The sequence below is a fragment of the Streptomyces olivaceoviridis genome (assembly GCF_014650115.1).
GTDB lineage: Bacteria > Actinomycetota > Actinomycetes > Streptomycetales > Streptomycetaceae > Streptomyces > Streptomyces olivaceoviridis.
The window spans coordinates 276921-302443 of the sequence record NZ_BMUI01000009.1; the positions used below are offsets into that span (position 1 = coordinate 276921).

The window sequence follows — 25523 nt, forward strand, 5'->3', positions numbered from 1 at the left end:
AGCCCTCAGCTGTTCTGCGTGCCCAGCACGCCCCGCAGCTCACGGGGCAGCAGGGTGTCGCAGGACTGCTTGGCCTCATGGGTGAGGGCGTCGTTGACGCAGGTGTAGTAGTCGCGGTAGACGAGTTGGACGGTGAAGGTGGAGGCCACCAGGACCAGTGCCAGCCCCGCTGTGACCAGGCCGCTGACGGCCGCCGTCGTCTGCGGCCGGCCGGCCGGGGCCGCAGGGGTGCCGGGGGCCGCCGGGGCGTCCGGGGACGGTCGGCGGGGCTTGGCGCGCAGGGCGCTGATGCCCCAGTACAGGGCGAGCGCGCCCAGCAGCAGGGCCACGTAGGGCCAGCTGAACAGGGCGAAGAAGACCGCCCACATGCCGGAGAGCAGGGCGTACCGCGCGCGGCGCTGGGCCGGGTCCGTGGGGTCCCAGCGCATGCCGGGGCCGGCCGGTCCGCCGGGGCCCTGCGGTCCGCCGCCCGGTCGCTGGCCGAAGCCGTCGGGGGAGCGGCCGGGCTGCCGGTCACTCCACTGACTGCCCCAAGGGGTGTGGCTGTGGCCACCAGGTCCCTGGCCACCACCGGGTCCCTGCCCGGGAGCCTGGCCCGGCCCCGGACCGTGGCCCGGACCGGGCCCCTGTCCATGCCCGTGCCCCGTGCCGGACGGACCCCCGTGATGGCGCGGGCGCCACGGCTGGTCCGGAGCACCCTCGGGCGGCGGCGCGAACGGGTTGTCGTCCTGCCGTTCACCACCCGCCCCGGAGCCGCCGTGCCCAGAACCGCCTTGTCCGGAACCGCCTTGTCCGGAACCGCCCTGCCCGGGACCACCGTGCCCGGCGCCCCCTTGGCCGGAATCACCCCGCGGCGACTCCGTGGGCGGCGAGGTCGGGCGCTCCCGCAGCAGTGCGGCGCCACGCTCGCCCCCCTGGGCCGGGCGCGGCGGGAACGTGAGGAGTCGCAGGCTGCGAGCGGGCATCAAAAGAGCGTCTTCCCCTAGGTGACTACGGCTGTCCGACATGAGCTTCCACCCCGTGAACGCACCGCACGACGACCCGGTTCCCGAGGCTGCTCCTTCGTGTCTCCTTGCGAACGCTACCGTCCGGCCGTCCACCCGTCCCGAGGGCCCCTTCCCGAGTGCCGGTATCGTTGCTGGCGGTCGGCCGCTTCGTAGACTTCCCCGTATCCGGGGGCGTGAAGCATTCGTACGACTGTACAAACCGGCTGTACGAAACCGGCCGTACACGGATCGCAACCGCAGAAAGGGCCCCATCGTGGCCGCCACCTCCGCCGGCCCGGCAGTCAAGCGCCTCGTCGTGCTGGTCTCCGGCTCCGGCACCAATCTCCAGGCGCTGCTGGACGAGATCGCCGCCGTCGGCGCCGAGGCGTACGGCGCCCGGGTCGTGGCCGTCGGCGCGGACCGCACCGGCATCGAGGGGCTGGCCCGCGCCGAACGCGCCGGCATCCCCACCTTCGTGTGCAAGGTCAAGGACCACGGCTCCCGCGAGGAGTGGGACGCCGCCCTCGCCGAGGCGGTGGCCGCCCACCGGCCCGACCTCGTCGTCTCCGCCGGCTTCATGAAGATCGTCGGCAAGGAGTTCCTCGCGCGGTTCGGCGGGCGGTTCGTGAACACCCACCCGGCCCTGCTGCCCAGTTTTCCGGGGGCCCACGGAGTCCGTGACGCGCTCGCGTACGGCGCCAGGGTCACCGGCTGCACCGTCCACTTCGTCGACGACGGCGTCGACACCGGCCCGATCATCGCCCAGGGCGTGGTCGAGATCCGGGACGAGGACGACGAGAGCGCGCTGCACGAGCGCATCAAGGAAGTCGAGCGAAGGCTGCTCGTCGAGGTCGTGGGGCGGCTCGCCCGCAACGGCTATCGCATCGAGGGACGAAAGGTAGTTATCCAGTGACCGCCGAGAGCAACAAGCGGGCCATCCGTCGCGCGCTCGTCAGCGTCTATGACAAGACCGGCCTGGAGGAGCTGGCCCGCGGGCTGCACGAGGCCGGTGTGGAGCTGGTCTCCACCGGGTCGACGGCCGGGCGGATCGCCGCCGCCGGCGTCCCCGTCACCAAGGTCGAGGAGCTGACCGGCTTCCCCGAGTGCCTGGACGGCCGGGTGAAGACCCTGCACCCGAAGGTGCACGCCGGTATCCTCGCCGACCTGCGGCTGGACAGCCACCGCGAGCAGCTCGCCGAGCTGGGCGTGGAGCCGTTCGACCTGGTCGTCGTCAACCTCTACCCGTTCCGCGAGACGGTCGCCTCCGGTGCCTCGGACGACGAGTGCGTGGAGCAGATCGACATCGGCGGCCCGTCCATGGTCCGCGCCGCCGCCAAGAACCACCCGTCGGTGGCCGTGGTCACCAGCCCGGAGCGCTACGCCGACGTCCTCGCCGCGGTGAAGGACGGCGGCTTCGACCTCGCCGCCCGCAAGCGGCTGGCCGCCGAGGCCTTCCGGCACACCGCCGAGTACGACATCGCCGTCTCCACCTGGTTCGCCTCCTCCTACGCGCCGGCCGACGACTCGCAGTTCCCGGACTTCATCGCCTCAAGCCTGGAGCGCGCGCACACCCTGCGCTACGGCGAGAACCCGCACCAGCCCGCCGCCCTCTACACCTCCGGCGAGGGCGGGCTCGCGGCGGCCGAGCAGCTGCACGGCAAGGAGATGTCGTACAACAACTACACGGACACGGACGCCGCCCGCCGTGCCGCGTACGACCACGCCGAGCCCTGTGTCGCGATCATCAAGCACGCCAACCCGTGCGGCATCGCGGTCGGCGCGGACGTCGCCGAGGCGCACCGCAAGGCGCACGCCTGCGACCCGCTGTCCGCGTTCGGCGGTGTCATCGCCGTGAACCGGCCGGTCAGCAAGGAGATGGCCGAGCAGGTCGCGGAGATCTTCACCGAGGTCATCGTGGCGCCGGGCTACGAGAAGGGCGCGCTGGAGGCCCTGACCAAGAAGAAGAACATCCGCGTGCTGCGCTGCGCCGACGGCCCGGCCCACCCGGTCGAGGTCAAGCCGATCGACGGCGGCGCGCTGCTCCAGGTCGCCGACCGGCTCCAGGCCGAGGGCGACGACCCGGCCCACTGGACGCTGGCCTCGGGCGAGGCCCTGGACGAGGACGAGCTGGCCCAGCTCGCCTTCGCCTGGAAGGCGTGCCGTGCGGTGAAGTCCAACGCGATCCTGCTCGCCAAGGACGGCGCCTCGGTCGGCGTCGGCATGGGCCAGGTCAACCGCGTCGACTCCTGCAAGCTGGCCGTCGAGCGGGCCGGCGAGGAGCGGGCCCGGGGTGCCTACGCCGCCTCCGACGCCTTCTTCCCCTTCCCGGACGGCCCGCAGATCCTCATCGACGCCGGTGTCCGGGCGATCGTCCAGCCCGGCGGTTCGATCCGGGACGAGCAGGTCGTGGAGGCCGCCAAGAAGGCGGGCGTGACCATGTACTTCACCGGGACGCGCCACTTCTTCCACTGAGCCGCACCCGCTGACCCCGCCGAGTCCCGCCCGTCCCCGACGGGCGGGACTCGGCCGTATCCGGACGCCACCCGTCCGGCACACCCTCGCCGGCCGCCCGCGACAGCGGTCAGCAATGTTTCAGTCCAGCGTCAGCGGTGGACGCGAGGGTGGTGGGCATGACGTCGATCGTGGCAGTCTCCAGCTGCCTTCCCGACACCATCCCGATCGCCCGGTTCCACCGCGAACTCGGGCTGACGGACGTCCAGTTGCGGCGCTACCAGCGCTTCTACGGGCTGTCGGACGTGTGCCGCGACCCGCAGGCCGACGAGACGCGGCTGCTGCTGCGCGCCGTGGCCAAGCTCGCGGAGCTGCGCGGGCAGGAGGAGCGGGTCAGGTACGTGCTCCAGGCGCGCACCATGCCCGCCCCGCTGCCGTACCCGCTGACCTCGCTGGGCCCGGTCCAGGACGAACTGGGGCTGCGCCACGCCACCGCGTTCGTCGTCTCCCAGCACGCCTGCGCCTCGGGCCTGCTCGCCGTCGACCTGGCCGGCACCCTGCTCGCCGCCGACCCCGACCCGGACGCCCTCGCCCTCGTCCTGACCGGCGAGAAGGCCGGCACCGGCCACAACCAGTCCATCCCCGACGTCACCGTCATGGGCGAGGGCACCGCCGCGCTGCTGGTCAGCGCCGACCGCACCGGGCGCAACCGGATGCTCGGCTACGCCGCCCGCACCCACAGCCGGTTCGGCACCGAGTTCATCATGGGCGCCGAGGCCGCCGCCGACTTCCAGGACCGGTACGGGCCCGGCCTGTGCGAGGTCATCGCCGCGGCCCTGGAGGAGGCCGGCTGCACCCTCGACGAGCTGGCCCTCGTCCTGCCGCACAACGTCAACCGGCTGTCCTGGATCGGCGTGTGCCGCACCCTCGGGCTGCCCCTGGAGCGGGTCTTCCTCGACCTGGTGCCGCACACCGGGCACTGCTTCTGCGCCGATCCCTTCATCAACTTGCAGAGAGCCACCGAGGTCGGCCGGCTGCGCCCCGGCGACCGCTATCTGATGACCAGTGTCGGCCTGGGCGCGACCTTCGCCGCCATGGTCTTCGAGCACTGAGCCCGCGAGTCCGCGCCGAGCCCGGTGCGCCCGCGCGGTCCCGCCGGCCGGTGCGCACCCGAGAGAGTCAAGAGGTCGATATGCAATCACCGCCCCCCGGTTTCACCGGCCGGCTCAAGCGCGCCGTCACCGGTGACGCGGGCACCCCGCTGGTGTTCTTCGGCAACTTCGAGGTGGAGAACCAGTGGGCCCTCGGCGAGCCCGCCCTGCCCCGGGTCGCCGCGCACGCGGGCAGCGCCGTCGTCAACCGCATGGACGAGTTCGCGCTGCTGCTCGGCGGCAAGGACGACCACGTGGTGCTGAAGACCGCCGTGGACGACGGTTACCGCGCCTACCTGGAGGGGCTCGGCCTCGCCCTGCCCACCGTGCACGTGGCCGCCGGGCAGGAACCCCGGCGCACGGTCAGCGAGGACGCCCTCGCCGACCCGGACCTGCTGCGCACCCTCACCGCGCTCGCCGCCGACGGCGCCCGGCTGACCGCCCACGGCATCTCCACGGTGGAGGAGGAGCTGTCCGAGCGGACCGGGCTGCGGCTCGCGGCCCCGCCCGCCGGCCGCTGCAAACACGTCAACAGCAAGGTCTACAGCCGCCGGCTCGCCGACGAGCTGGGCATCCGGCAGGCGCGCGGCTGGGCCTGCGAGACCCCGGAGGAGCTGGCGGCGGCGGTCGCCGCGGCCGGCGACCTGCTCGCCGCCGGGCACCGGGTCGTGGTCAAGGACGCGTTCGGGGTGTCCGGCAAGGGCATCGTCGTGGTCGACAACGAGCGGACGCTGGCCCGGCTGCACCGCATGGCCGCCGCCCAGGCCGAGCGCACCGCACGGGCCGCCGGCACCGCCGTACGCACCGCGCTGGTCATCGAGGAGTGGGTGGCCAAGCGGGCCGACCTCAACTACCAGTTCACCGTGGGCCGCGACGGCGCCGTGCACTTCGACTTCGTCAAGGAACTGCTCACCGAGGGCGGGGTCCACAAGGGCCACCGCATGCCCGCGCGGCTCACCGAGCGGCAGGTGGCGCAGATCCGGGAGACCGCGCACCGGATCGGTGAACGCCTCGCGGCGGACGGCTACTTCGGGGTCGTCGGCGTCGACGCGATGGTCGACCCGGACGAGGGCCTCTACCCCGTGGTGGAGATCAACGCCCGGAACAACATGTCCACCTACCAGGCCGTGGTGCACGAGGTCCTGGCCGGGCCGGACGACGTCGCCGTCGCCCGCCACTTCACCGTGCGCCCGCGCCGCCCGCTGCCCTTCGCCGAACTGCGCGAGCTGCTCGGACCGACGCTGCACACCCAGCCCGGCGGACGCCCGCACGGCCTGTTCGTCAACAACTACGCCACGGTCAACGCCGCAGCCGCCGACGCCGGCGAGAACGGCTTCGAGGGACGGCTGTACGGCGTGCTCCTCGCCGCCTCCGACCCGGAGATCGAGGCCCTCGACACGGACATCACCCGCCGCCTCGCGGCCCTGACGGAACGGAGCTGACCATGAGCGACGCCTTCGAGGTGCAGGGCCTGAGCGTCAGCCGGCTCGCCGAGGAGTTCGGCACCCCGCTGTACGTGTACGACGGCGCGGAGATCACCGGCCGCTTCCGGGACCTGCGCGCGCGCCTGCACCCCGCCCTGGAGGTCTTCTACTCCCTGAAGGCCAACCCCAACATCTCCGTGTGCGCCCTGCTGCACCGCGGCGGCGCCCGCGCCGAGGTGTCCTCGCTCACCGAGCTGGTCACCGCCCGGCGCGCCGGGGTGGCCCCGCACGACATCATCTTCCTCGGCCCCGGCAAGAGCGCCGCCGAACTGGCCGCCTGCCTGGACGCGGACATCCACGCCATCGTCTGCGAGAACCTGGACGAACTCGCGCTCATCGACCGGGCGGCCCGCGAGCGGGGCGTCACCGCGCGGGTGATGCTGCGCGTCAACCCGGCCTTCTCCGTGAAGGGCTCGGGCCTGACGATGGGCGGCAAGCCCCGCCAGTTCGGCATGGACGAGGAGCAGCTGCTCGCCGCGGGCCCCGGCCTCGTCGCCCGGTACGACGCCGTACGCCTCATGGGCGTCCAGGTGTACCTGGGCACGCGCATCCTCGGCGAGGACATCGTCGTGGACAACACCCGGCGCATCCTCGACCTCGCCGAACGGCTCGCGCAGCGGATCGGCTTCCCGCTTCAGACCGTGGACGTCGGCGGGGGCCTCGGCATCGCCTACTTCGACAACGAGAAGGACCTGGACGTCGCCGAGCTGACCACCCGGCTCAACCCGGTCGTGGAGGCCTTCCGCACCCGGCACCCCGACACCCGCATGATCATGGAGCTGGGCCGGTTCCTGGTCGCCGCGTCCGGCACCTACATCACCCGGGTCCGCTACACGAAGACCTCGATGGGCGAGAACTTCGCGGTCACCGACGGCGGCACCAACCACCACATGGCGGCGGTCGGCATCGGCTCGTACGTCAAGCGCAACTTCCCGATGGCCGCGCTGGAACGGCTGGACGAGCAGCCCACCGACCCGTGGAACATCACCGGGCCGCTGTGCACCCCGAACGACGTCATCGGCAAGAAGGTGCCCATGCCGCCGCTGCGCGCCGGCGACCTGATCGGCGTGCGGCGCTCCGGCGCCTACGGCCCCACCGCCTCGCCGGTGCACTTCCTCAGCCACGGCTACCCGGCCGAGGTCCTCGTCCTGGACGGCACCGCCCATCTGATCCGGGAACGCGACGACAGCGAGGCGATGCTCGCCCGCCAGCGGCTCTACGACGCCGCTCCCGGCGCCCACTGAACTCCCCACCACCACAAGGAGAACGACATGACCGAGAACACCCTCACCGAGCGCGGTCGCTACCTGGACGCCGTCCGGCAGGGCCTGACCGAGGTGCTGAACAAGGACGTCACCGGCGCCGAGGAGGGCGTCCGGCTCTTCGACGAGCTGGGCCTGGACTCCAGCAGCGCGCTCGAACTGCTCATCACCATCGAGGAGATCCTCGACGTGCAGTTCGACGCCGAGGAGCTGGAGATGACGCACTTCGAGACGGTCGGTTCGCTCGCCGACTTCGTGGCGGCGGAAGCGGGCGCCTGAACATGTTCCGCGCGACCGCGCCGGTACGGCCCCCGGCCCCGGCGACCGGCGCCGCGGGCGGTGTGCCGCGGCTGCTGCGGGCCGGCCGGTACGCGCCGGCCGGGCCCGGCACGCCGTACGTGCCGGCCGCCGACCGGGAGGAGTTCTTCCGGCAGCTCGGCGCCCCGCACGGGGTGCCGTTCGACCGCGCCGGGTTCGCCGCCGCGCCCCGCCGCACCTCCGTGGAGCTGGCCCGGGGCGCGCTCGCCGGACTGGGGCCGCTGTCCGTCGAGGAGGCACCCGAGCTGGCCGTGGTGGCCTCGGCCGCCCCGGACTTCGAGCACGCCGAGCTGGTCGGCTCCTGCGTGCAGGGCATGCTGCCCGGCGAGCCGCTGACGTTCGGCGTGTCCGACCAGGGCATGCTGGCCCCCTTCAGCGCGCTGCGGGTGGCGCTGGAGTACGCCCGGCGCCTCGCCCTCCGGCGGCTGCTGGTGCTGGCCGTCGACCAGAGCAGCCAGCCGTTCGCGCTGCCGGCGGACCATCCCGCGGCAGTCCGCGCGGACGTGGCGGTGGCGCTGCTGTTCGAGTGGGGCGGTGGCGCGGACCCGGTGCACGGCATGGGGCAGCGGCCCTGGCCGGCGCCCGGGGCCGCGGTGCCGTGGGACGTGGAGCTGCCGCTGGTGGCGGGCGCCGGGGTGCGCACCGCCGTGCCGGGAGTGTGGCCCTGGGCGACCTGGGCCGGCACCGGACAGCCGGCCACGGCGGTGTGGTCGGTGCCGGCCGGCCTCGCGGGTGGCGGGCCGGCCCGGGTGGTCGTGGCCGAGCACGATCCGCAACGCGCGGTGCTGGCGCACTGCACGCTCGACCTCGGGGTGCCGGGGCGGACGACGACGGGGGAGTGAGACGACGATGACGGTTCCGCCCGAGGTGCGGGAGCACGGCGAGCAGGCCCGGACGAGCGCGCGCACGGACGGCCTGGTCCCCGCGCTGACCCTGCTGGTCCGCGCCCTGTCCCCGAAGGTGCCGCCCCGCGGCCCGCGCGGTCACGCGGTGCTGCCGAAGGAACTCCTGGAGGAGTTCGCGGCGGAGGAGGCGGCCACGCGGGAGGGAGCGCGCCCGGAGGCACCAAGCTCCGCCGGAGCGACAGGGGTTGACGACTCGGGGCCGCTTCCGGGGCTCGCCGTGCTGCGGCCCGTGCCCGGTCGGACGGCCGAGGCCGCCCCGCCCGCGTGGGGGTGGGCCCTGGCCTGGCTGCGGCTCGGCATGTCCGAGCGGCTGCGGGACGCCTGCCTGGCGCACCTGGCGGCCCGGCAGAGCGAGGGCACCTCGCTGCTGATGCAGCAGATGGTGAAGGGCACGCTCGCCGACGTCCTGCTGGAACACCTGGAGATCGAGGGCGTCCTCGACGACCTCGCCACCGGCCGGACCGGGCCCCTCGGCCCGCTGCGGCCCGCCGACGACGACCGGCACCTCGCCGGTCTCCAGGAGCAGATCACCCGCGTCGACCGCGCGCTGCTGCGGCTGCTCGGCGCCCACGGCTTCACCGCGGAGGGACCGGGCGCCGCCGCCCACGCCTCCGAACTGCTCGCCGACGCCTACGGCGTGGCCGGCCCCGGCACCGCACGGGAGGGCGCGTGATCAGCCTGCCCGCCTCGCTGGCCACGGCACACCGGGAGGTGGGCCGCTGGGCCGACGACCTTCGGCAGGGCGCCCTGGAGCTGGACCGGGACCCGGACGCCATCCACCGCCACCTGGACCTGCCCGCCGTACGGTTCCTCGCCGGCCATCAGGTGCCGGCCGACTGGGACCGGGAGAGCGCGGTCCCCGGGAGCGGACCCGCGCACGGGCTGGCCACCCTGGAACGGGTGCTGGTGAGCGAGGAACTCGCCCGCGGTGACGCCGGGATGATGCTGGCGTCGCCGGGTGCGTCGATGTGCGGGGTGCTGCTCGGCGTGCTGGGCTCCCCCGAGCAGCGCGCATGGGTCCACGGCCGGCTCGCCGAGCGTCCCCGCTGGACCTGCTTCGCGCTGACCGAGCCCGAACGGGGCTCCGCCATCGGCGAGATGACGAGCACCCTCACCCCGGTGGGTGACGGCTCGTACGTCCTGGACGGCGAGAAGCGCTACGTCGGCAACGCCGCCCGCGCCGACCTGGGCGCCGTCTTCGCCCGGGTCGCGGGCACCGAGCGGCTGGGCGTGCTGGCGGTGCTGGTCGACACCTCCGACCCGGGCTTCCACGCCGAGCCGCTGCCCACGGTCGGGCTGCGCGGCGCCCAGCTCACCCGGGTCCGGCTCGACGGGGTGCGGGTGCCGGCCGAGCGGGTGCTGGGCACGCATCTGCCGCCGACCCGGCGCGGCATGTGGAGCATCGTGCACGTCTTCAACCGGCTCCGGCCGAGCGTCGCCGCCATCGCCCTGGGCATCGCGCGGGCCGCCCACGACTACGTCGGCGAGCACCGGCTGTTGTTGCGCGGTCCGGAGCGGGAGGCGTACGAGGAACTGGGCCGGCGGATCGACGCGGCCCGGTCGCTGACGTACCGGGCGGCCCTCGCGGTGGACCGCAGGCCCTCCGCCGGCCAGCTGGCGTCGGCGGCGAAGGCCAGGGCCTGCGAGGTCGCCGAGGAGGTGACGCTGCGCGCCCCGGACTTCTTCGGCCCCGGCGCCCGCATCGACCATCCGCTGCTCGACAAATGGGCCCGGGACGCCCGGGGCGTGGAGTTCATGGAAGGCACCCGGAACATCCAGAAACTCAACCTGTTCCAGGGGCTCCACACCGGAAAGGTGGGCCGGAACTGACCATGCCGGAACTGACCATGCCGGAACTGACGGACCCGGAACCGGCCGGGATCACACCGGCATCCGCGTCCGATGCCGACGAGGTGGAGATCTGGCGGATTCCGCTGGACTCCTGGCCGGATCCGGAAGGATATCCGCCGGAACTCGAGGACGTCCTGGACGACGCCGAGAAGGAACGCGCGCGACGGGGCACGGAACCGGGAATGCGGCGGCGTTTCGTCATCGCGCACGCCGCCCTGCGGATCATCCTCGGGGAGCGGCTGGGCCGGGCCCCGGAATCGGTGCGCCTCACCCGGGGCCGCTGGGGAAAACCGCGGCTCGCGCAGGGCGACGGACCGCACTTCAGCCTGTCCCACTCCGGTGAACTGGCCCTGCTCGCCCTCGCCCCGCGGCCGGTGGGCGTCGACGTGGAACGGCCGCGTGCCGGACTGGACCCGGCGCGCCTGGCCGAGCGGTTCTTCCCGGCCGAGGAGAGCGCCTGGGTGGCTCGCGACGGCCGGCGTGCCTTCGCCCGGTTGTGGACGAGGAAAGAGGCGTGTGTCAAAGCGGCCGGCGGACGGCTCGCCCAGGGAATGGCGCTGCCCGTGGGACGGTTCTCCGGGCAGGCCGCCGTCCGCGATCCCACGGGAGCTCTTCCCGGGACCTGGCGCGTGCAGGACGTACCGCTCACCGGTGCGTATGCGGGGGCCGTCGCCCTGCTCGGCGACGGTCCCTTTTCCGTGTCACTCCGGATGTGGTATCACGTCCCGCCAGAACAATCCGGCTCCGTGTGGAACACGTTGGGTGTCAAGTAGAAGAAACTCCCCCCACATCGGAGTACTTGTACCCGTGATCGCGCTCCGGGACCTCACTAGTTTTCTGTCGGTGAGGAGCGCGCCAAAGTGCCGGCCGGTGCCCAAACCCCGGCCGTTTCCGTGATCCGGGTATTTCTTTCCAGGAGGGGAGAGCAGACGTGGCAGGCAGGAACCTGATCACCAGGGCCGCCCGGTGGAGCGCCGTCCACCCGTGGTGGGCGATGACGCTCTGGGTGGTGTTCGTGCTCGGTGCCCTGGCGGTCGGCGGTATGACGGGTACCCGGTCCGCCACCGACTCGGATCTGGCCATCGGACAGTCCGGGCGGGCCGCCGCCCTGGCCCGCAGCGGCGGTCTGGAGAGCCGCGCTGTGGAGAACATCCTGGTCACGCCCTACCGCGGCAGCCTGGACCGGGCTGCCGCCGAGCGCGCCTCGGGCGAGGCCGTCAGCGCCCTGAAGGGCGTCGAGGGCGTCGCCGCCGTCGGCCGGCCCGTCTTCGCCCCGGACGGGTCGGCGCTGCTCGTGCCCGTGACCCTGGCCGGTGACCCTCAGACCGCGGCCGACCGGGTGGGGCCGCTGCTGGAGAAGGTGGCGAAGGTCCGTGACGCGCACACCGACGTACGCGTCGAACTCGTCGGCGCCGGCTCCATCAAGGCGGGCCTGAACGACATGCTCGACCGGGACCTGGGCAAGGCCACCGTGCTGAGCCTGCCGGTGACGCTGGTCGTGATGGTCTTCGTGTTCGGGGCGATCGTCGCCGCCAGCGTCCCGGTGCTGCTCGGCATCTCCTCGGTGCTCGCCGGGCTCGGCCTGTGGGGCGTGGCCTCGCAGCTGGTGCCCGACCCCGGTCCGGTGACCCACATCATCGTCCTGATGGGCATGGCCATCGGCGTCGACTACTCGCTCTTCTACCTCAAACGGCAGCGCGAGGAACGGGCGTTGGGCGCCGACCACATCGACGCCATCGAGATCGCCGCCGCCACCTCCGGGCACTCGGTGATGATCTCGGGCCTGGTCGTGATGGCGTCCATGGGCGCGCTCTACCTCGCCGGGCACATCGCCTTCGAGTCGATGGCCACGGGCGCGGTGCTGGTGGTGGCCATCGCGATGCTCGCCTCGCTGACCGTGCTGCCGGCCATGCTCTCCAAGTTCGGCCGCTACCTGGACAAGCCGCGGGTGCCGCTGGTGTGGCGGCTCACCCAGAAGGGCGGCGTCAAGCCGCGGCTGTGGTCGGCGATGCTGAAGCCGGCCCTGCGGCACCCGGCGCTGGCGCTGGTCCTCTCCGTCGGCGCGCTGCTCGCCCTCTCCGTGCCCGCCCTGGACCTGCGGCTGAAGGCCACCGGCATCGACGACCTGCCCCGGTCGATCCCCGCGATGCAGGCCAACGAGCGGCTGACGCGGTCCTTCCCGAGCCAGGCGGACACGCACACGGTCGCCGTCCGGGTGCCCGCGGGGCACGGCGCGGAGCTGGCCGAGGGGATCGACGCGCTCGTCACGCGCGTCGGGCACGACGGTCTGTTCGTGCACACCCCGGCCCCCGAGGTGCGGACCTCGCGGGACGGGCTGGTGGCGACGATCGCCGTCGGCACGCGCTTCGACAGCAGTTCGCGGCAGGCGCAGGAGTCCCTGTTCCGGCTGCGCGACGACATCGCCCCGGCCACGGTGGGCCGGATCGAGGGCGCCCGGTACGCGGTGGGCGGCAGCGACGTCGCCTACGACGTGGACTACCGGGCGAACGTCGTCGACAAGATGCCCTGGGTGCTGCTGGTGGCGCTGGTGTTCACCTTCCTGGTGATGGCGGCGGCGTTCCGCTCGCTGATGCTCGCCGCGATCACCGTGGTGCTGAACGTGCTGTCCGCCGTGGCCTCCTTCGGGGTGCTCGCGCTGATCTTCCAACGGACCTGGGCGGAGGGTCTGCTGGGCTTCGAGTCGACCGGACGGGTGGTGGCCTGGCTGCCGTTGCTGCTGTTCGTGATCCTGCTGGGTCTGTCGATGGACTACCACGTGTTCGTGATCAGCCGGATCAGGGAGGCGGCGCGCGGCGGGCTCGGCATCCGGGAGGCGGTGGAGCAGGGCATCACCCGCACGGCCGGCGTGGTGACGAGCGCGGCCGTGGTGATGGTCTGTGTGTTCGCCCTGCTGGCCTCGCTCAACTTCATCGAGATGAAGCAGCTGGGCGTGGGCATGGCCTGCGCGGTGCTGCTGGACGCCACGCTCATCCGGATCGTCGTCCTGCCGTCGGTGGTGACGCTGCTCGGCTGGAAGACCTGGTGGCCCTCGCGCCTGGCCCGCCAGGACGAGACGCGGCCGGTGCGCGTTCCGGCCACGGTGGCGGGGCGGGCCACGGTGTCGTGAGGCCGGGCGCGCGGCGGTGAGCGCCACGGCCCGGGGCGGCCGGGGAGACGGGTGACTCCGTCTCCCCGGCCGTTTCACGTGGTCCGGTCCGGCCTTGCCTGTGAATTGCGGCGGTGGAGTTCTTTGTCTGCGCCTTCGGTTGTCAGGGCGCTACACTCGGTCCCGCGTTCGACGGAAACAAGCCGACCGACTGTTTCCGGCGCACGCTGACGGGGGAAGCGGGGCGATCACGGGGAGTGGCCCTTATGCACGGTGACGACGGCCTGCCGTCGACTCGTTGGCAGTATCAGCTCGCCCAGGTGGAGTCGCTCTCGGAGCGCGAGAGGCAGGTCTTCTCGTTGCTCGGAGCGGGGTTATCGAATCGCGCGATCGCGGTCAGGTTGCGCGTGACGGAACGCACGGTGAAGGCCCATGTGGCGAGCATCCTGGCGAAGCTGAAAGTGGAATCCCGTCTTCAGGTGGGTCTCGTGGCCCAGGCCCACCTGCTCATGTACGAAGGTACAGTGCCTAACCGGCCAGATGTGACTGATAATTGATCAGTTCTGACTCTCGGACGTTTCCCTGTGTCGGGCGCCGTTGATTGCGCCCACCCACGGTTCCGTGACCGCCCCGTGGGTCGCGAGGTGGGGGCTTGTGACCGGTTTTTATGAGTAGGGACGGGAATTTGGTGCACATCTCCATATTGGGTCCGCTGCTGATCGGGGATGGTCAAAGAACCATCGGTGTGCGGGCGAAGAAGATTCGCGTGATGCTGACCATGCTCGCGCTGAATCCTGGTCAAGTCGTCGGTTTCGATGAACTGATCGACGAACTCTGGGGCGAGGCCCCGCTGAAGAACACGCGGAACGCCTTGCAGGCGAATGTGCGGCGCATGCGGAAGTCGTTGGCCGAACTCGGCTTCCCGGACGGGGAGGAGGGACTGATCCGCACCGTCGACAACGGCTACATGCTCGACGTGCCGGAGGAGGCCCTCGACGCCTACCGCTTCCTGCGGCTGGCCGAACAGGGCGCCACCCTGGTCGCCCGGGAGCCGCACGAGTCCATCCGGCTGCTGCGGGAATCCCTCGCCATGTGGCGCGGGCCCGCCCTGCTCGACGTGAGCGACGGACCGCGCTGCCGGGCCGTGGCCCTGCGGCTGGACGAACAGCGCAAGACCGCGCGGGAGGATCTGATCCAGGCGCAACTGCAGGCCGGCGAGGCGGGGGTCGTCGTTGCCGAGCTGAAGCAGCTCCTGGCCCAGTATCCCGAACGCGAGCGGTTCAGCGAGCAGTTGATGATCGCGCTCTACCGGTGCGGACGCCAGTCCGAGGCCGTCGACATCTTCCACCGCACCCGCAAGTGGCTCGACGACGAACTGGGCCTCAAGCCCAGCCGGCGGCTGCACACCCTGTACCAGGCGATCCTGATGCAGGACCCCTCGCTGCTGTGACCGGACGGACGGTGATCGGCTGACCGGACGGACGGAGCGCCGGCGCCACCCAGGCCGCCGGCGCTTTCCCGTGCCCGCGCTCAGACCTCCCGCAGCGCGCTGTCGATGAGCGCGCCGATCCGCCGTACCGCCGTACCGCCCAGCATCTCCTCGTGCCCGCACGCGACCTCGTGCACGGTGAGCGGGCCGTCCAGGTACGGCCGCCAGCGCGCCGCCAGTTCGCCGGTGGGAGCCGGCTGCCCGTGCGTCGCCACGAACAGCGTCAGCGGGCCGGCGAACCGTCCGGGAGTGAACTCCCGCGCGATGTCGGTGTGGTGGCGCATCACCGTCATGAGCCGGTCCAGGTCCCGGTCCGCGACCGTCATGCCGCGTGCGTGGTGGGCGAGGAAGGCCGACCGGATCTCCTCGTCGGTGGGGTTCGGATCGCCGGGCGCCACCGGGAAGGCGTCGAGGGCCGCCAGGGACGCCACCCGCTCGCCCGCCGCCTGGAGCAGGACGGCCATCTCGTGCGCGACCAGCCCACCGAACGACCAGCCCAGCAGGTGGTAGGGCCCGTGCGGCCGTACCCGCCGCACCCGTTCCACATACGTCGCCGCCAGCTCCCGCACGTCCGCCGGCCGGTCCCAGGCACCCGGCTCCGCCGCGACACCGTCGGACTGGAGCGCGTACACCGGCCGGTCCGGGTCGAGACGCGCGGCCAGCTCCGCGAACGGCAGCCCGAAGCCGACCCCGCCGTGCACACAGAACAGCGGCGCGGCCGTGCCCTGCGGCCGGATCTCCAGCAGCGGTACGGCGACCGCGTCCCGGGCCCCGGCCGGGGTCGCGACCGCCGCCAGGGCCGCCACCGTGCGGTGCGCGAAGACATCGGACAGGGCGAACGTCAGCCCGGCCTTGGCAGCCCGGCCGACCACCTCCACCGACCGCAGACTGTCCCCGCCCAGCGCGAAGAAGTCCCCGTCGGCACCGACCTCGTCCAGGCCCAGCACCTCGCAGAACACCTCCGCGAGCGCCCGCTCGGCCGGGGTGCGCGGGGCCCGCCCGGTGCCTGCGGGCGCCGGGGCGCCGGGCGCGGGCAGGGCCCGGACGTCGAGCTTGCCGTTCGGGGTCAGCGGCAGCGCGGGCAGCGACACCAGTGCGGTCGGCACCATGTGCGCGGGCAGCGACTCGGCGAGGTACGCGGTCAGCACGGGCACGTCGACGGCGGCCACACCCGGTACCGGCACCACGTACCCGGTCAGCCGGCCACCGCCGTCCGCCGGGGTCAGCACCACGGCGGCCTGCGCGATCACGGGGTGCCGGGTGAGCGCGGACTCGATCTCCCCCGGCTCGATCCGGAAGCCGCGCAGCTTGATCTGCTGGTCGGCGCGGCCCACGTAGTCCAGCTCGCCGTCCGCGCGCCGGCGCACCAGGTCCCCGGTGCGGTACATGCGGGTGCCGGGCGGCCCGTAGGGGTCGGCGACGAACCGCTCCGCCGTGGTGGCCGGGCGGCCCCGGTAGCCCTGGGCCAGACCCGCGCCCGCGATGTACAGCTCGCCGGTGATGCCGTCCGGCACCGGCGCGAGGGCCGTGTCCAGGACGTACACCCGGACGTTGGGCAGGGGCCGGCCGATCGGCGGCCGGCCGCCGTCCGGGGCGAGCGGGGCGCTGAGGGTGGCGGCCACCGTGATCTCGGTCGGGCCGTAGGCGTTGCGCAGGGTCACCCGCGGTGCGGTGCGCTCCACGACGGCGGGCGGGCAGGCCTCCCCGCCGACCATCAGGCACAGGTCCGCGGGCAGGGCGGCCGGTTCCGGGAAGCGGCCGACGACGGTCGGCGGCAGCAGCGCGTGGGTGATCCGCTCTTCGGTGAGCAGGCCGGCGAGCAGCGGAGCGGACAGCCGGCTCTCGGCGGTGGCCGGCACCAGGGTGCCGCCGGAGAACAGCGAGGCGGCCAGCTCCCACACGGTCGCGTCGAAACTGAACGAGGCGAACTGGAGCACCCGGGTGTCCGGCCCGGTACCCAGCTCCTCGCGGTGGTGGGCGACCAGGTGGGCCGCGCCCGCGTGCGGCACCGCCACCCCCTTGGGCCGGCCGGTCGACCCGGACGTGTAGATGACGTACGCGGTGTCCCGCGCCGACAGCGGGCGCGTCCGCTCGGCATCGGTGACGTCGGCGCCGGACAGGCCGGCGACGAGGTCCGTGGTGGCCGGGTCGTCCAGCACCACCCGCGCCGTGCCGTCCGGCACCCGGCCGGCGCACTCCCGGACGGTGAGGACGGCGGCCGGGGCCGCGTCGCCGAGCATGTACGCGATGCGCTCGGCCGGGTAGTCCGGGTCGACGGGCAGATAGGCCGCGCCGGTCTTCAGCACCGCCAGCAGCGCCGTCACGGTGAGCGGGGAGCGGGGCAGGACCAGCGCGACCACTTCACCCGGGCCGGCCCCGTGGCCGAGCAGCAGCCGGGCGAGCCGGTTGGCGTCCGCGTTCAGCCGCCCGTACGACACCTCCGCCCCGCCGGGCACCGCCAGCGCCGCACGGTCCGGTGCCGCCGCCGCGTGCGCCTCGAACAGCGCCGGGAGCGTCAGCTCCGGACGGGGGCGGGACGGGCCGTGCCCCCCGGTCAGCAGGGCGCGGCGCTCCTCGGGGGTGAGCAGGGCGAGGGCACCGATCGGCGCGCCGGGGGTGCGGGCCGCGTCGGCGAGGAGCACGGCCAGGGCACCGGCGAGGCGGTCCGCCGTGGCCCCGGTGAACAGGTCCGTGCCGTACTCCAGGCGGATGTCGAGCCCGGCGGGGCCGCCGTCGGCGCCACGGCGCTCCGTCACCTCGAAGGCCAGGTCGAACTTGGCCGTGCGGGAGGGCACCGGCTCCACGGTGGCCGTCAGCTCCGGCAGCGCGGGCAGCGGGGCGTCGCCCGGGGTGACGGAGAGCACCACCTGCACCAGCGGGTGCCGGGCCAGCGACCGCTGCGGCTTCAGTTCGTCGACGAGATGCTCGAACGGCAGCTCGGCGTGCGCGTACGCGGTCAGGTCCGTCTCCCGCACCCGCTCCAGCAGCGCCGCGAACGACGGGTCGCCGGAGGTGTCGGTGCGCAGCACCAGCGTGTTGACGAAGCAGCCGACCAGATCGCGCACCGCCTCGTCGGTCCGCCCGGCTACCGGGCTGCCCAGCGGGATGTCGGTGCCCGCGCCGAGCCGGGTCAGGACGGCCGCGAGACCCGCCTGGACGGCCATGAACAGGCTGGCACCGGCGTCCTGGGCCAGCTCGGCGAGCCGGGCGTGGGCGTCGGCGGGCAGCGTACGGGTGACCGCGGCGCCGCGCTGTGAGGACCGGGCCGGCCGGGGGAAGTCGGCCGGCAGCTGAAGTTCCTGCGGCATGCCCGCCAACGCCTCGCTCCAGTGGGCGAGTTCGGCGGACAGCAGGCTGTCCGGGTCGTCCTTGGCACCGAGCAGCGCGCGCTGCCAGCGGGCGTGGTCGGCGTACCGCACGGGCAGCGGCGGCCAGTTCGGGGCGCGACCGGCCCGACGGGCCGCGTAGGCGGTGGTGAGGTCACGGGCGAGCGGCCCGAAAGACCAGCCGTCGGCGGCTATGTGATGCAGGGTCAGTGCCAGTACGTGCGTGTCGTCGCCGAGCGCGAACAGGCGTGCCCGCACCGGGATCCGGGCGGACAGGTCGAACGGCTCGGCCGCCTCGGCGGCCAGCGCCCCGGCCAGGGCGTCCTCGTCCGGCACCGGTACGACCTCAAGGCGGGCGTCCGCCTCCTCCGGGGCGAGCACCAGCGGCGCCGCCCCGGCGTCGGCCGCAACGAACAGCGTGCGCAGCGTCTCGTGCCGGGCGACCACATCCGCCACCGCCGCGCCCAGCGCCCCGGTGTCGAGCGGGCCGGACAGCCGTACCGCCAGCGGGATGTTGTAGCCGGCCCCCGCGCCCATCCGGTCCAGGAACCACAGGCGCTCCTGCGCGTACGACAGGACGTCCGGCGCCTCCGGGCGCACCGCCGCGCGCAGCGCGGGCCGGACCGGCGGCGAGGTTCCGTCCGCTTCCCCGGCCAGGGCGCGTGCCAGCGCCTCGGCCGAGCGGGCGTCGAACAGCGTGCGCAGCGGGACCTCCGTGCCCAGCTCGGCCCGCAGCCGGTTGGCGACCCGGATCGCGGACAGCGAGTGGCCGCCGAGCGCGAAGAAGTCGTCGTCGGCCCCCACCCGGTCCAGACCCAGCACCTCGGCGAAGACCGCGCACAGCAGTTCCTCGCGCGCTCCGGACGGCGGCCGGCCCGTGCCCGCCCGCCGCTCGGCCGGGGCGGGCAGTGCCTTGCGGTCGACCTTGCCGTTGGGTGTCAGCGGCAGCTCGTCCAGGAAGACGTACACGGCAGGGACCATGTGCGTGGGCAACACCGCGGACGCGCGCTCCCGCAGCCGGTCGCGGTCGGTCCCTGCCGGTACGACATGGGCGACCAGGCGGGTGTCCCCGCTCTGGTCGGTGCGGGCGGTGACGACGGCCCGCTCGACGCCGGGCTGCGCGCCCAGCACGGATTCGATCTCGCCGAGTTCGATGCGGTGCCCGCGGATCTTCACCTGGTGGTCGGTGCGGCCCCCGTACTCCAGGGCCGTGCCGTCCGGCGACCAGCGCACCACGTCACCGGTGCGGTACATGCGGGTGCCGGGCGGCCCGAACGGATCGGCCGTGAACCGCTCGGCGGTCAGGCCCGGGCGGCCCAGGTAGCCACGGGCGAGACCGGCGCCGGCGAGGTACAGCTCGCCGAAACAGCCGTCGGGCACCGGGCGCAGCGCCGGGTCCAGGACGTAGGCCCGGGTGTTGGCGATGGGGCGGCCGATGGGCGGCGGGCCGGACGGCACCGGGGGCAGGGGCGCCGCCGTCGACCAGATCGTCGTCTCCGTCGGGCCGTACACGTTGGTGACCGACGCGCAGTGCGCGGTCAGCGAACGGGCCAGGGGTTCGGGCAGCGCCTCACCGCCGACGAGGGCCCGCAGGCCGGCGAGGGCCTGGGCGTGCGAGCCGGCGAGGGCCTGCCACAGGCTCGGCGTGGCCTGGAGCAGGGTGGCACCGCAGTCCCTGATCAGCGTCGCCAGGGCGGCCGGGTCGCGGACCGTCTCCCGGTCGGCGACGACCAGTTCGGCGCCCGCCGCGAGCGGCACGAACAGCTCCAGGTTGGCGATGTCGAACCCGAACGTCGTCACCGCGAGGAACCGGTCCGCCGCCGTCACCGCACAGCGCCGGCCCATGTCCGCGACGAGGTTCACGAGCGCGCCGTGCGGAACGACCACACCCTTCGGCCGGCCGGTCGAGCCGGAGGTGTGGATGACGTAGGCCGGGTGGTCGCCATGGGGAGGGAGGGGAGCGGTGGCCGCGGGGTCCGCGGGGCCGGTGGGAGAGGCCGGGGGCGTGGCCGGGGCCGCGGGGGGCACCGGGTGTGCGGTCGGTGCGGTGGTGGCTGACGCCGGTGGGGTGGCCGGGTGGGTGGCGGGCGGTGTCTTGGGGTGCGATGGGTGCGATGGGTGCGCCGGGAGGGTCGGCAGTGGGTCCTCGTCCAGCAGCCACAAGGGCCCCGTGAGCGGCGTGCCCATCGTGTCCAGCAGGGGGCGGATCCGGTGGTGGGTGAGGGTGACCACCGGCGTGGCGTCCGCCAGCATGAGGCGCAGGCGCTCCGCCGGGTGGTCCGGGTCGAGCGGCAGGTAGGCCGCGCCCGCCTTCAGCACGGCCAGCGCCGCCACCACCAGATCGGCCGACCGGTCCAGGGCGAGCCCGACCAGCCGCTCCGGACCGGCGCCCGCCGCCCGCAGCGCCGCCGCCAGCCGGTCCGCCCGCTCGTGCAGCTCCCGGTACGTCAGCCGCTCGGTGCCGCAGCGCAGCGCCGGGGCGTCGGGCGTGCGCGCGGCCCACCGCTCCAGCAGCGGTGCCAGCCACGGCCCCGGCACCGGCTCCTCCGTGCGGTTGCGGTCCGTCAGGACGTGGCCCGCCTCCCCGGCGTCCAGCAGGTCCAGCCGGCCGCACGGCTCGTCCGGCCGGCGCACCGTCTCCTCCAGCAGCCGGACGAGACACCGCCCGACGCGGCGCGCCTCGGCCTCAGGGACGAGCGCCGGCAGATGGTCGACGGCCAGCTCGAACGGCTCACCGGGGAACACGGTCACGGTCAGCGGGTAGTGGGTGGCGGAGCGGATGTCCACGCCGGTCACCCGGGGTCCCGACAGGGCCGGTTCCGCATCCGGCCCGCCCATCGGATAGTTCTGGAACAGCAGCACCGTGTCGAACAGCTCACCGCGCACCGCCGTCCCCTGCTGGATCTCCGCCAGCGGCAGGTGCTCGTGCGCCAGCAGCCCCGTCCGCGCCCGCTGCACCCGCTCGAACAGCTCCGCCGGGGTCAGCCGGCCGGCCACGTCGGCGCGTACCGGCAGCGTGTTGGCGAACAGGCCCACCATCCGCTCGACGTCCGGCAACTGCGCGGGCCTGCCGGAGGCGACGGTTCCGAACACCACCGTGTCCTGCCCGGTCAGCCGGGACAGCAGCAGCGCCCAGCAGCCCTGCACCACCGCGCCGACCGTCAGCCCCCGGGACCGGGCGAAGCCGGCCAGCGCGGAGGAGACCCCGGGCGGCACGTCGACGGTGACCCGCCGCGGCAGCCCGGTACTCCCGCCGGCCCCCGCGCTCGTGGCTCCGCCGGTGTCCCCGCCCCCCGGCACCAGCCGCGTCGGCTCCGTCACCCCGTCCAGGGCCCGGCGCCACGCCTCCCGGGCCGTCTCCGTGTCCTGCGTGCCCAGCCAGGCGAGGTAGGCCTGGTACGGCGGGGCCGCCGGCCGGACCGGCAGCGTGCCGCCGTCCCGGAACCGTACGAAGGTCTCGGCGAGTTCACGGGTGAGCGTGGCCATCGACCAGCCGTCCACCAGGATGTGGTGGACCGTCCACAGCAGCCGGGCCCGTCCGTCGTCCGCCCGCAGCAGCAGGAAGCGGTGCAGCGGTGGCCGGGCCAGGTCGAAGCGGCGCAGCCGCTCCTCGCCGGTCGCCCGGTCGAACCCGGCGGCGGGCAGCCGCCGCTGCGCCCACGGCAGCTCCACCGACCGGGGCAGCACCTGGACGGCCTCGCCGCTCTTGCGGTGCCGGAAGCACGCCGCCAGATTCGGGTACCGGTCGAGCAGCGCGCCCGCGGCCCCCCGCAGCGCCTCCGCGTCCGCGTCGGTCACGTCCGCGAGGTCGAGCACCAGTTGCAGCGCGTACACGTCCGTGGCGTCCCGGTCGTACGCGGACAGGAACAGCAGCCCCTGTTGCAGCGGCGACAGCGGGAGGACTTCACTGATGGCGGATTGCCGGTTCAAGCCGTGCTCCTCACGGAAGAGCGGGGATGAGCGCGGGAACATTTCCGGCCCGCACGATTCCAACCAAACGACGATTTCACGAGCGCGCTGACGAACAACTGACCGCCAGCTGACACTTCGCGGGCGCGCCGACATGGCCGGAAACCGTCAGCAAACCGTCAGTCCACGGTCAGTGCACGTCGACAGGCTTGCCGGCGAGGCCCATTCGCCGCCGAAGGCCAGGAGTGCCAGTGCCGGTCATCACCGCGTCGCACGAATTCGATGTCAGCGACCTTTTCGTGAATCTTCAGCCGCTGTTCGGGCGCCGCCTGTTCCTGAAGATCGAGGGATTCAACTTCGCCGGATCCATCAAACTCAAGGCCGCCCGCGAGATGGTCGCCCAGGCCGAGGCCGCGGGCCGGCTCCGCCCGGGTTCCACCCTCGTGGAGTCCTCGTCCGGCAACATGGGCGTCGCGCTCGCCCTGCTCGCGGCGAGCCGCGGCTACCGCTTCCTGTGCGTGACCGACACCCGCTGCAACGCGGTGACCCGGCGCACCATGGAGTCCCTCGGCGCCGAGGTCCACGTCGTCACCGAACCGCACGGGACCGAGGGCTTCCTCGGCGCACGGATCCGCCACGTCAAGGCACTGCTCGCCGCCGACGACTCCCGGGTGTGGCTGAACCAGTACCTCAGCCCCGGCAACTGGATGGCCCACTACCGCACCACGGCCCCCGCCATCGCCCGCCAGTTCCCCGACCTGAACGTGCTGTTCGTCGGCGCCGGCACCACCGGCACCCTGATGGGCTGCGCCCGCTGGTTCCGGGAACGCCGGCCCTCGGTGCGGGTGGTGGCCGTCGACAGCATCGGCTCCGTCACCTTCGGCGGACCGGCCGGCACCCGGCACATTCCCGGCCTCGGCACCAGCGTGCGGCCGGCGCTGCTCGACGAGAGCCTGGTCGACGCCGTGGTGCACGTGCCCGAGGCGGCCACCGTGCGGACCTGCCGGACGCTGATGCGGCACGGCTTCCCCGTCGGCGGCTCCACCGGAACCGCCGTGACCGGTGCCCTGCGCTGGCTGGAGGAGCACTACGGCGACGGGGCCGGCGGGGTCCGCGAGCAGATCACCGCGGTCACCATCTCGCCCGACCTGGGCGACCGCTACATGGAGACCGTCTACCACGACGAGTGGGTGCGCGGTGCCTTCGGCCCCGGCCCGCTGACCGGACCGGCGGCGGACCGGGCCGGCCGGGACGGCACGGGCGAGCTGACGCCGGCCGCCGCTGCCGCCTCCGCGGACTGAACGGGCCGGTCGGGGCTGACTTCGAGAATGACGGAGAGCAAAGCGATGACGACAAACCGAGGCGCCGTCCTCCCGCTCACCGCGGCGCAGGCCGAGATCTGGTTCGACGAGCAGTTCGCCACCGGACCGCTCGGCTACAACATGGCCGACTACATCGACCTGCGCGGCCCGCTCGACACCGGGCTGCTGGAACGGGCGCTGCACCGCCTGGGACACGAGGCCGAGGGACTGCGCGTGCAGTTCGTGGAGGAGGCCGGCGTCCCCGGCCAGATCATCCGGCCGCTCGCCCGGCTCCCGCTGCGGAAACTCGACTTCAGCGACGAACCCGACCCGCTCGGCGCCGCCGGGCGCTGGATGCGCGCCGACCACGCCGACCCGCTCCGGATCACCGACTTCCCGCTGTTCCGGGGCGCGCTGCTCACCCTCGGCCCCGAGCACCACCTGCTCTACCTGTGCATGCACCACATCCTGGCCGACGGCTTCAGCCGCGCCCTGCTCTACCCGAAGCTCGCCGCCCTCTACACGCGGCTGGCCGCCGGCGAGGACGACGCGGCCCTGGACGCCGACGCCATCCCCGCCTTCCACCAGTTGCTGGACGCCGAACGCCGCTACCTGGAGTCCCCGCACGTCGACCGCGACCGCGCCTACTGGACCGGCCGCCTCACCGCCTCCGGCGACGGCCCGGCACCCGAACTCGTCTCGCTCTCCGACCGCGACCCGGCCCCCGGCCGCAGCGCCCTGCGCCACACCACCCGGCTCAGCCCCGAGGCCACCGAGGCGCTGCGGGACCTCGCCCGGACCGGCAAGGTCACCCTGCCCGTCCTCATGGTCGGCGCCATGGCCGCCTACACCCAGCGGGTCACCGGAGTCACCGAGCCGCTGCTCACCCTCCCGGTCACCGGCCGTACCGGCGCGGTCGCCCGCGAGATCCCCGGCATGCTCGCCAACTACCTGCCGCTCGCCGTGCGCGTCCGCCCCGAACTGACGGCCCCGCAGCTGCTGCGGCGGGCCTGGACCGAGGTGTCCGGCGCCCTGAAGCACCAGCGGTACCGCGCGGACCGCATCCGCCGCGACATCGGCCTGCGCACCGACGACCGGCGCGTCTTCGGCCCCTTCATCAACGTCCTCAACCAGGACCCGGCGCTGGCCTTCGGCGACTGCCCGGGCACGGTCGTCAACCTGTCCACCGGCATCGTCAACGACCTCATCGTGACCGTCCTCAACACCGTCGACGGCACGATGGAGATCCACCTCGACGGCAACCCGGAGCTGTACACCGACGCCGGACTCGCCGCCCACCTGGCCCGGTTCGAGGCGTTCCTGGCCGACCTCGCCGCGCTCCCCGCCGACCAGCCCCTCGCCCGCGTCGGCCTGCGCGCGCCCGGCGAGCCGGTCGGCCTGCTGGGCACCTGGGACCCGGAGGCCGAGCGCGCCGGGTACGAGGGCCTGGTCGAGCGGGTGCGCGCGGTGGCCGCCCGCACCCCGGACGCCGTCGCCGTCACCGACGGCACGGGCAGCGTCACCTACCGGGAGCTGCTGACCCGGGCCGCCGGCGTCGCCGCCCGTCTGACCGCCGCCGGGTTCCGTCCCGGCTCGGTGGTGGCGATGCTCGCCGACCCCGGGGCGCCGTTCGTGGCCGGTGTGCTCGGCGTACTCGCCGCCGGCGGGGCGTATCTGCCGCTGGACCCGGCGGCCCCGGCGGCCCGGAACGCGTCCCTGCTCGCCGACAGCGGCGCCCGCCACCTCCTCACCGGCGGCGCGTACGACGCACCGGACCACCCCGGCCTGACCGCCCTGCCGCTCGCCGACCCCTCCGACACCACCCACACCACCGAACTCCCCTGCGTCGGCGGGGGCCTGGATCTGGCGTACGTGATGTTCACGTCCGGGTCCACGGGTCGTCCCAAGGGGGCGATGGTGCAGCGCTCGGGGATGGTGAACCACCTGTGGGCGAAGGTCGGGGATCTGGAGTTGGTGGCGGGGG

17 protein-coding genes are annotated in these 25523 nt (G+C 73.8%); 15 read left to right on the plus strand and 2 right to left on the minus strand.

Going from position 1 to position 25523, the window contains the following annotated elements; genetic code table 11:
- Positions 1-5 precede the first annotated feature (5 nt).
- The gene (locus IE273_RS19990) at positions 6-965 is read right to left on the minus strand and encodes a hypothetical protein (protein WP_189816528.1); all 960 of its coding nucleotides are present in this window, start codon (positions 963-965) and stop codon (positions 6-8) included.
- Positions 966-1260: 295 nt separating this feature from the next.
- Between IE273_RS19990 and purN the strand changes: the two genes are divergently transcribed.
- The 13 genes from purN (at position 1261) to IE273_RS20055 (ending at position 14964) form a co-directional block, all read left to right on the plus strand.
- A complete protein-coding gene (gene purN / locus IE273_RS19995) occupies positions 1261-1899 on the plus strand; it encodes a phosphoribosylglycinamide formyltransferase (RefSeq protein WP_189816529.1) in 639 nt (212 codons plus the stop codon).
- Positions 1896-3458, plus strand: coding sequence for a bifunctional phosphoribosylaminoimidazolecarboxamide formyltransferase/IMP cyclohydrolase (gene purH, locus IE273_RS20000; protein ID WP_189816530.1), 1563 nt, complete (start codon positions 1896-1898; stop codon positions 3456-3458). Before purN ends, purH begins: the two co-directional genes overlap by 4 nt.
- 149 nt (positions 3459-3607) lie before the next feature.
- On the plus strand, positions 3608-4549 hold the full coding sequence (locus IE273_RS20005) for a 3-oxoacyl-[acyl-carrier-protein] synthase III C-terminal domain-containing protein (RefSeq protein WP_014674478.1): 942 nt from the start codon (positions 3608-3610) through the stop codon (positions 4547-4549).
- A gap of 80 nt (positions 4550-4629) precedes the next feature.
- Complete coding sequence (locus tag IE273_RS20010; protein WP_189816531.1) at positions 4630-6030, plus strand: preATP grasp domain-containing protein; 1401 nt, start codon at positions 4630-4632, stop codon at positions 6028-6030.
- A gap of 2 nt (positions 6031-6032) precedes the next feature.
- The gene (locus IE273_RS20015) at positions 6033-7316 is read left to right on the plus strand and encodes a type III PLP-dependent enzyme (protein WP_189816532.1); all 1284 of its coding nucleotides are present in this window, start codon (positions 6033-6035) and stop codon (positions 7314-7316) included.
- A gap of 27 nt (positions 7317-7343) precedes the next feature.
- A complete protein-coding gene (locus IE273_RS20020; protein ID WP_014674481.1) occupies positions 7344-7613 on the plus strand; it encodes an acyl carrier protein in 270 nt (89 codons plus the stop codon).
- 2 nt (positions 7614-7615) lie between these two features.
- The gene (locus tag IE273_RS20025; protein ID WP_189816533.1) at positions 7616-8494 is read left to right on the plus strand and encodes a hypothetical protein; all 879 of its coding nucleotides are present in this window, start codon (positions 7616-7618) and stop codon (positions 8492-8494) included.
- A gap of 7 nt (positions 8495-8501) precedes the next feature.
- Positions 8502-9230 carry a hypothetical protein gene (locus IE273_RS20030; protein ID WP_189816534.1) on the plus strand — a complete coding sequence of 243 codons (729 nt, stop codon included), beginning with the start codon at positions 8502-8504 and terminating at the stop codon, positions 9228-9230.
- On the plus strand, positions 9227-10387 hold the full coding sequence (locus IE273_RS20035; protein WP_189816535.1) for an acyl-CoA dehydrogenase family protein: 1161 nt from the start codon (positions 9227-9229) through the stop codon (positions 10385-10387). Before IE273_RS20030 ends, IE273_RS20035 begins: the two co-directional genes overlap by 4 nt.
- Positions 10388-10389: 2 nt before the next feature.
- The gene (locus IE273_RS20040; protein ID WP_229887294.1) at positions 10390-11181 is read left to right on the plus strand and encodes a 4'-phosphopantetheinyl transferase family protein; all 792 of its coding nucleotides are present in this window, start codon (positions 10390-10392) and stop codon (positions 11179-11181) included.
- Between the two features lie 158 nt (positions 11182-11339).
- Positions 11340-13535: an MMPL family transporter gene (locus IE273_RS20045; RefSeq protein ID WP_189816536.1), complete on the plus strand. Its 2196-nt coding sequence runs from the start codon at positions 11340-11342 to the stop codon at positions 13533-13535.
- 245 nt (positions 13536-13780) lie between these two features.
- A complete protein-coding gene (locus tag IE273_RS20050; protein ID WP_189816537.1) occupies positions 13781-14071 on the plus strand; it encodes a helix-turn-helix domain-containing protein in 291 nt (96 codons plus the stop codon).
- A 212-nt stretch (positions 14072-14283) separates the two neighbouring features.
- On the plus strand, positions 14284-14964 hold the full coding sequence (locus IE273_RS20055) for an AfsR/SARP family transcriptional regulator (RefSeq protein ID WP_189816557.1): 681 nt from the start codon (positions 14284-14286) through the stop codon (positions 14962-14964).
- A gap of 80 nt (positions 14965-15044) precedes the next feature.
- On the opposite strand, the gene IE273_RS20060 is transcribed toward IE273_RS20055, so the two are convergent.
- Positions 15045-22259 carry a non-ribosomal peptide synthetase gene (locus IE273_RS20060; RefSeq protein ID WP_189816538.1) on the minus strand — a complete coding sequence of 2405 codons (7215 nt, stop codon included), beginning with the start codon at positions 22257-22259 and terminating at the stop codon, positions 15045-15047.
- Positions 22260-22489: 230 nt separating this feature from the next.
- Between IE273_RS20060 and sbnA the strand changes: the two genes are divergently transcribed.
- Together sbnA and IE273_RS20070 are read left to right on the plus strand one after the other, a co-directional pair.
- Positions 22490-23539 (plus strand): 2,3-diaminopropionate biosynthesis protein SbnA, encoded by a 1050-nt coding sequence (gene sbnA, locus IE273_RS20065; RefSeq protein WP_189816539.1) that lies wholly within the window; start codon positions 22490-22492, stop codon positions 23537-23539.
- Positions 23540-23584: 45 nt separating this feature from the next.
- On the plus strand, positions 23585-25523 hold a 1939-nt coding region (locus IE273_RS20070), incomplete at its 3' end, for a condensation domain-containing protein (protein ID WP_189816540.1).

Coding starts and splice junctions, on each gene's coding strand:
- IE273_RS19990 (WP_189816528.1), bottom strand. CDS start 965: ATGCCCGCTCGCAGCCTGCGACTCCTCACGTTCCCGCCGCGCCCGGCC.
- IE273_RS20010 (WP_189816531.1), top strand. CDS start 4,630: ATGCAATCACCGCCCCCCGGTTTCACCGGCCGGCTCAAGCGCGCCGTC.
- IE273_RS20015 (WP_189816532.1), top strand. CDS start 6,033: ATGAGCGACGCCTTCGAGGTGCAGGGCCTGAGCGTCAGCCGGCTCGCC.
- IE273_RS20020 (WP_014674481.1), top strand. CDS start 7,344: ATGACCGAGAACACCCTCACCGAGCGCGGTCGCTACCTGGACGCCGTC.
- IE273_RS20025 (WP_189816533.1), top strand. CDS start 7,616: ATGTTCCGCGCGACCGCGCCGGTACGGCCCCCGGCCCCGGCGACCGGC.
- IE273_RS20030 (WP_189816534.1), top strand. CDS start 8,502: ATGACGGTTCCGCCCGAGGTGCGGGAGCACGGCGAGCAGGCCCGGACG.
- IE273_RS20040 (WP_229887294.1), top strand. CDS start 10,390: ATGCCGGAACTGACCATGCCGGAACTGACGGACCCGGAACCGGCCGGG.
- IE273_RS20050 (WP_189816537.1), top strand. CDS start 13,781: ATGCACGGTGACGACGGCCTGCCGTCGACTCGTTGGCAGTATCAGCTC.
- IE273_RS20055 (WP_189816557.1), top strand. CDS start 14,284: ATGCTGACCATGCTCGCGCTGAATCCTGGTCAAGTCGTCGGTTTCGAT.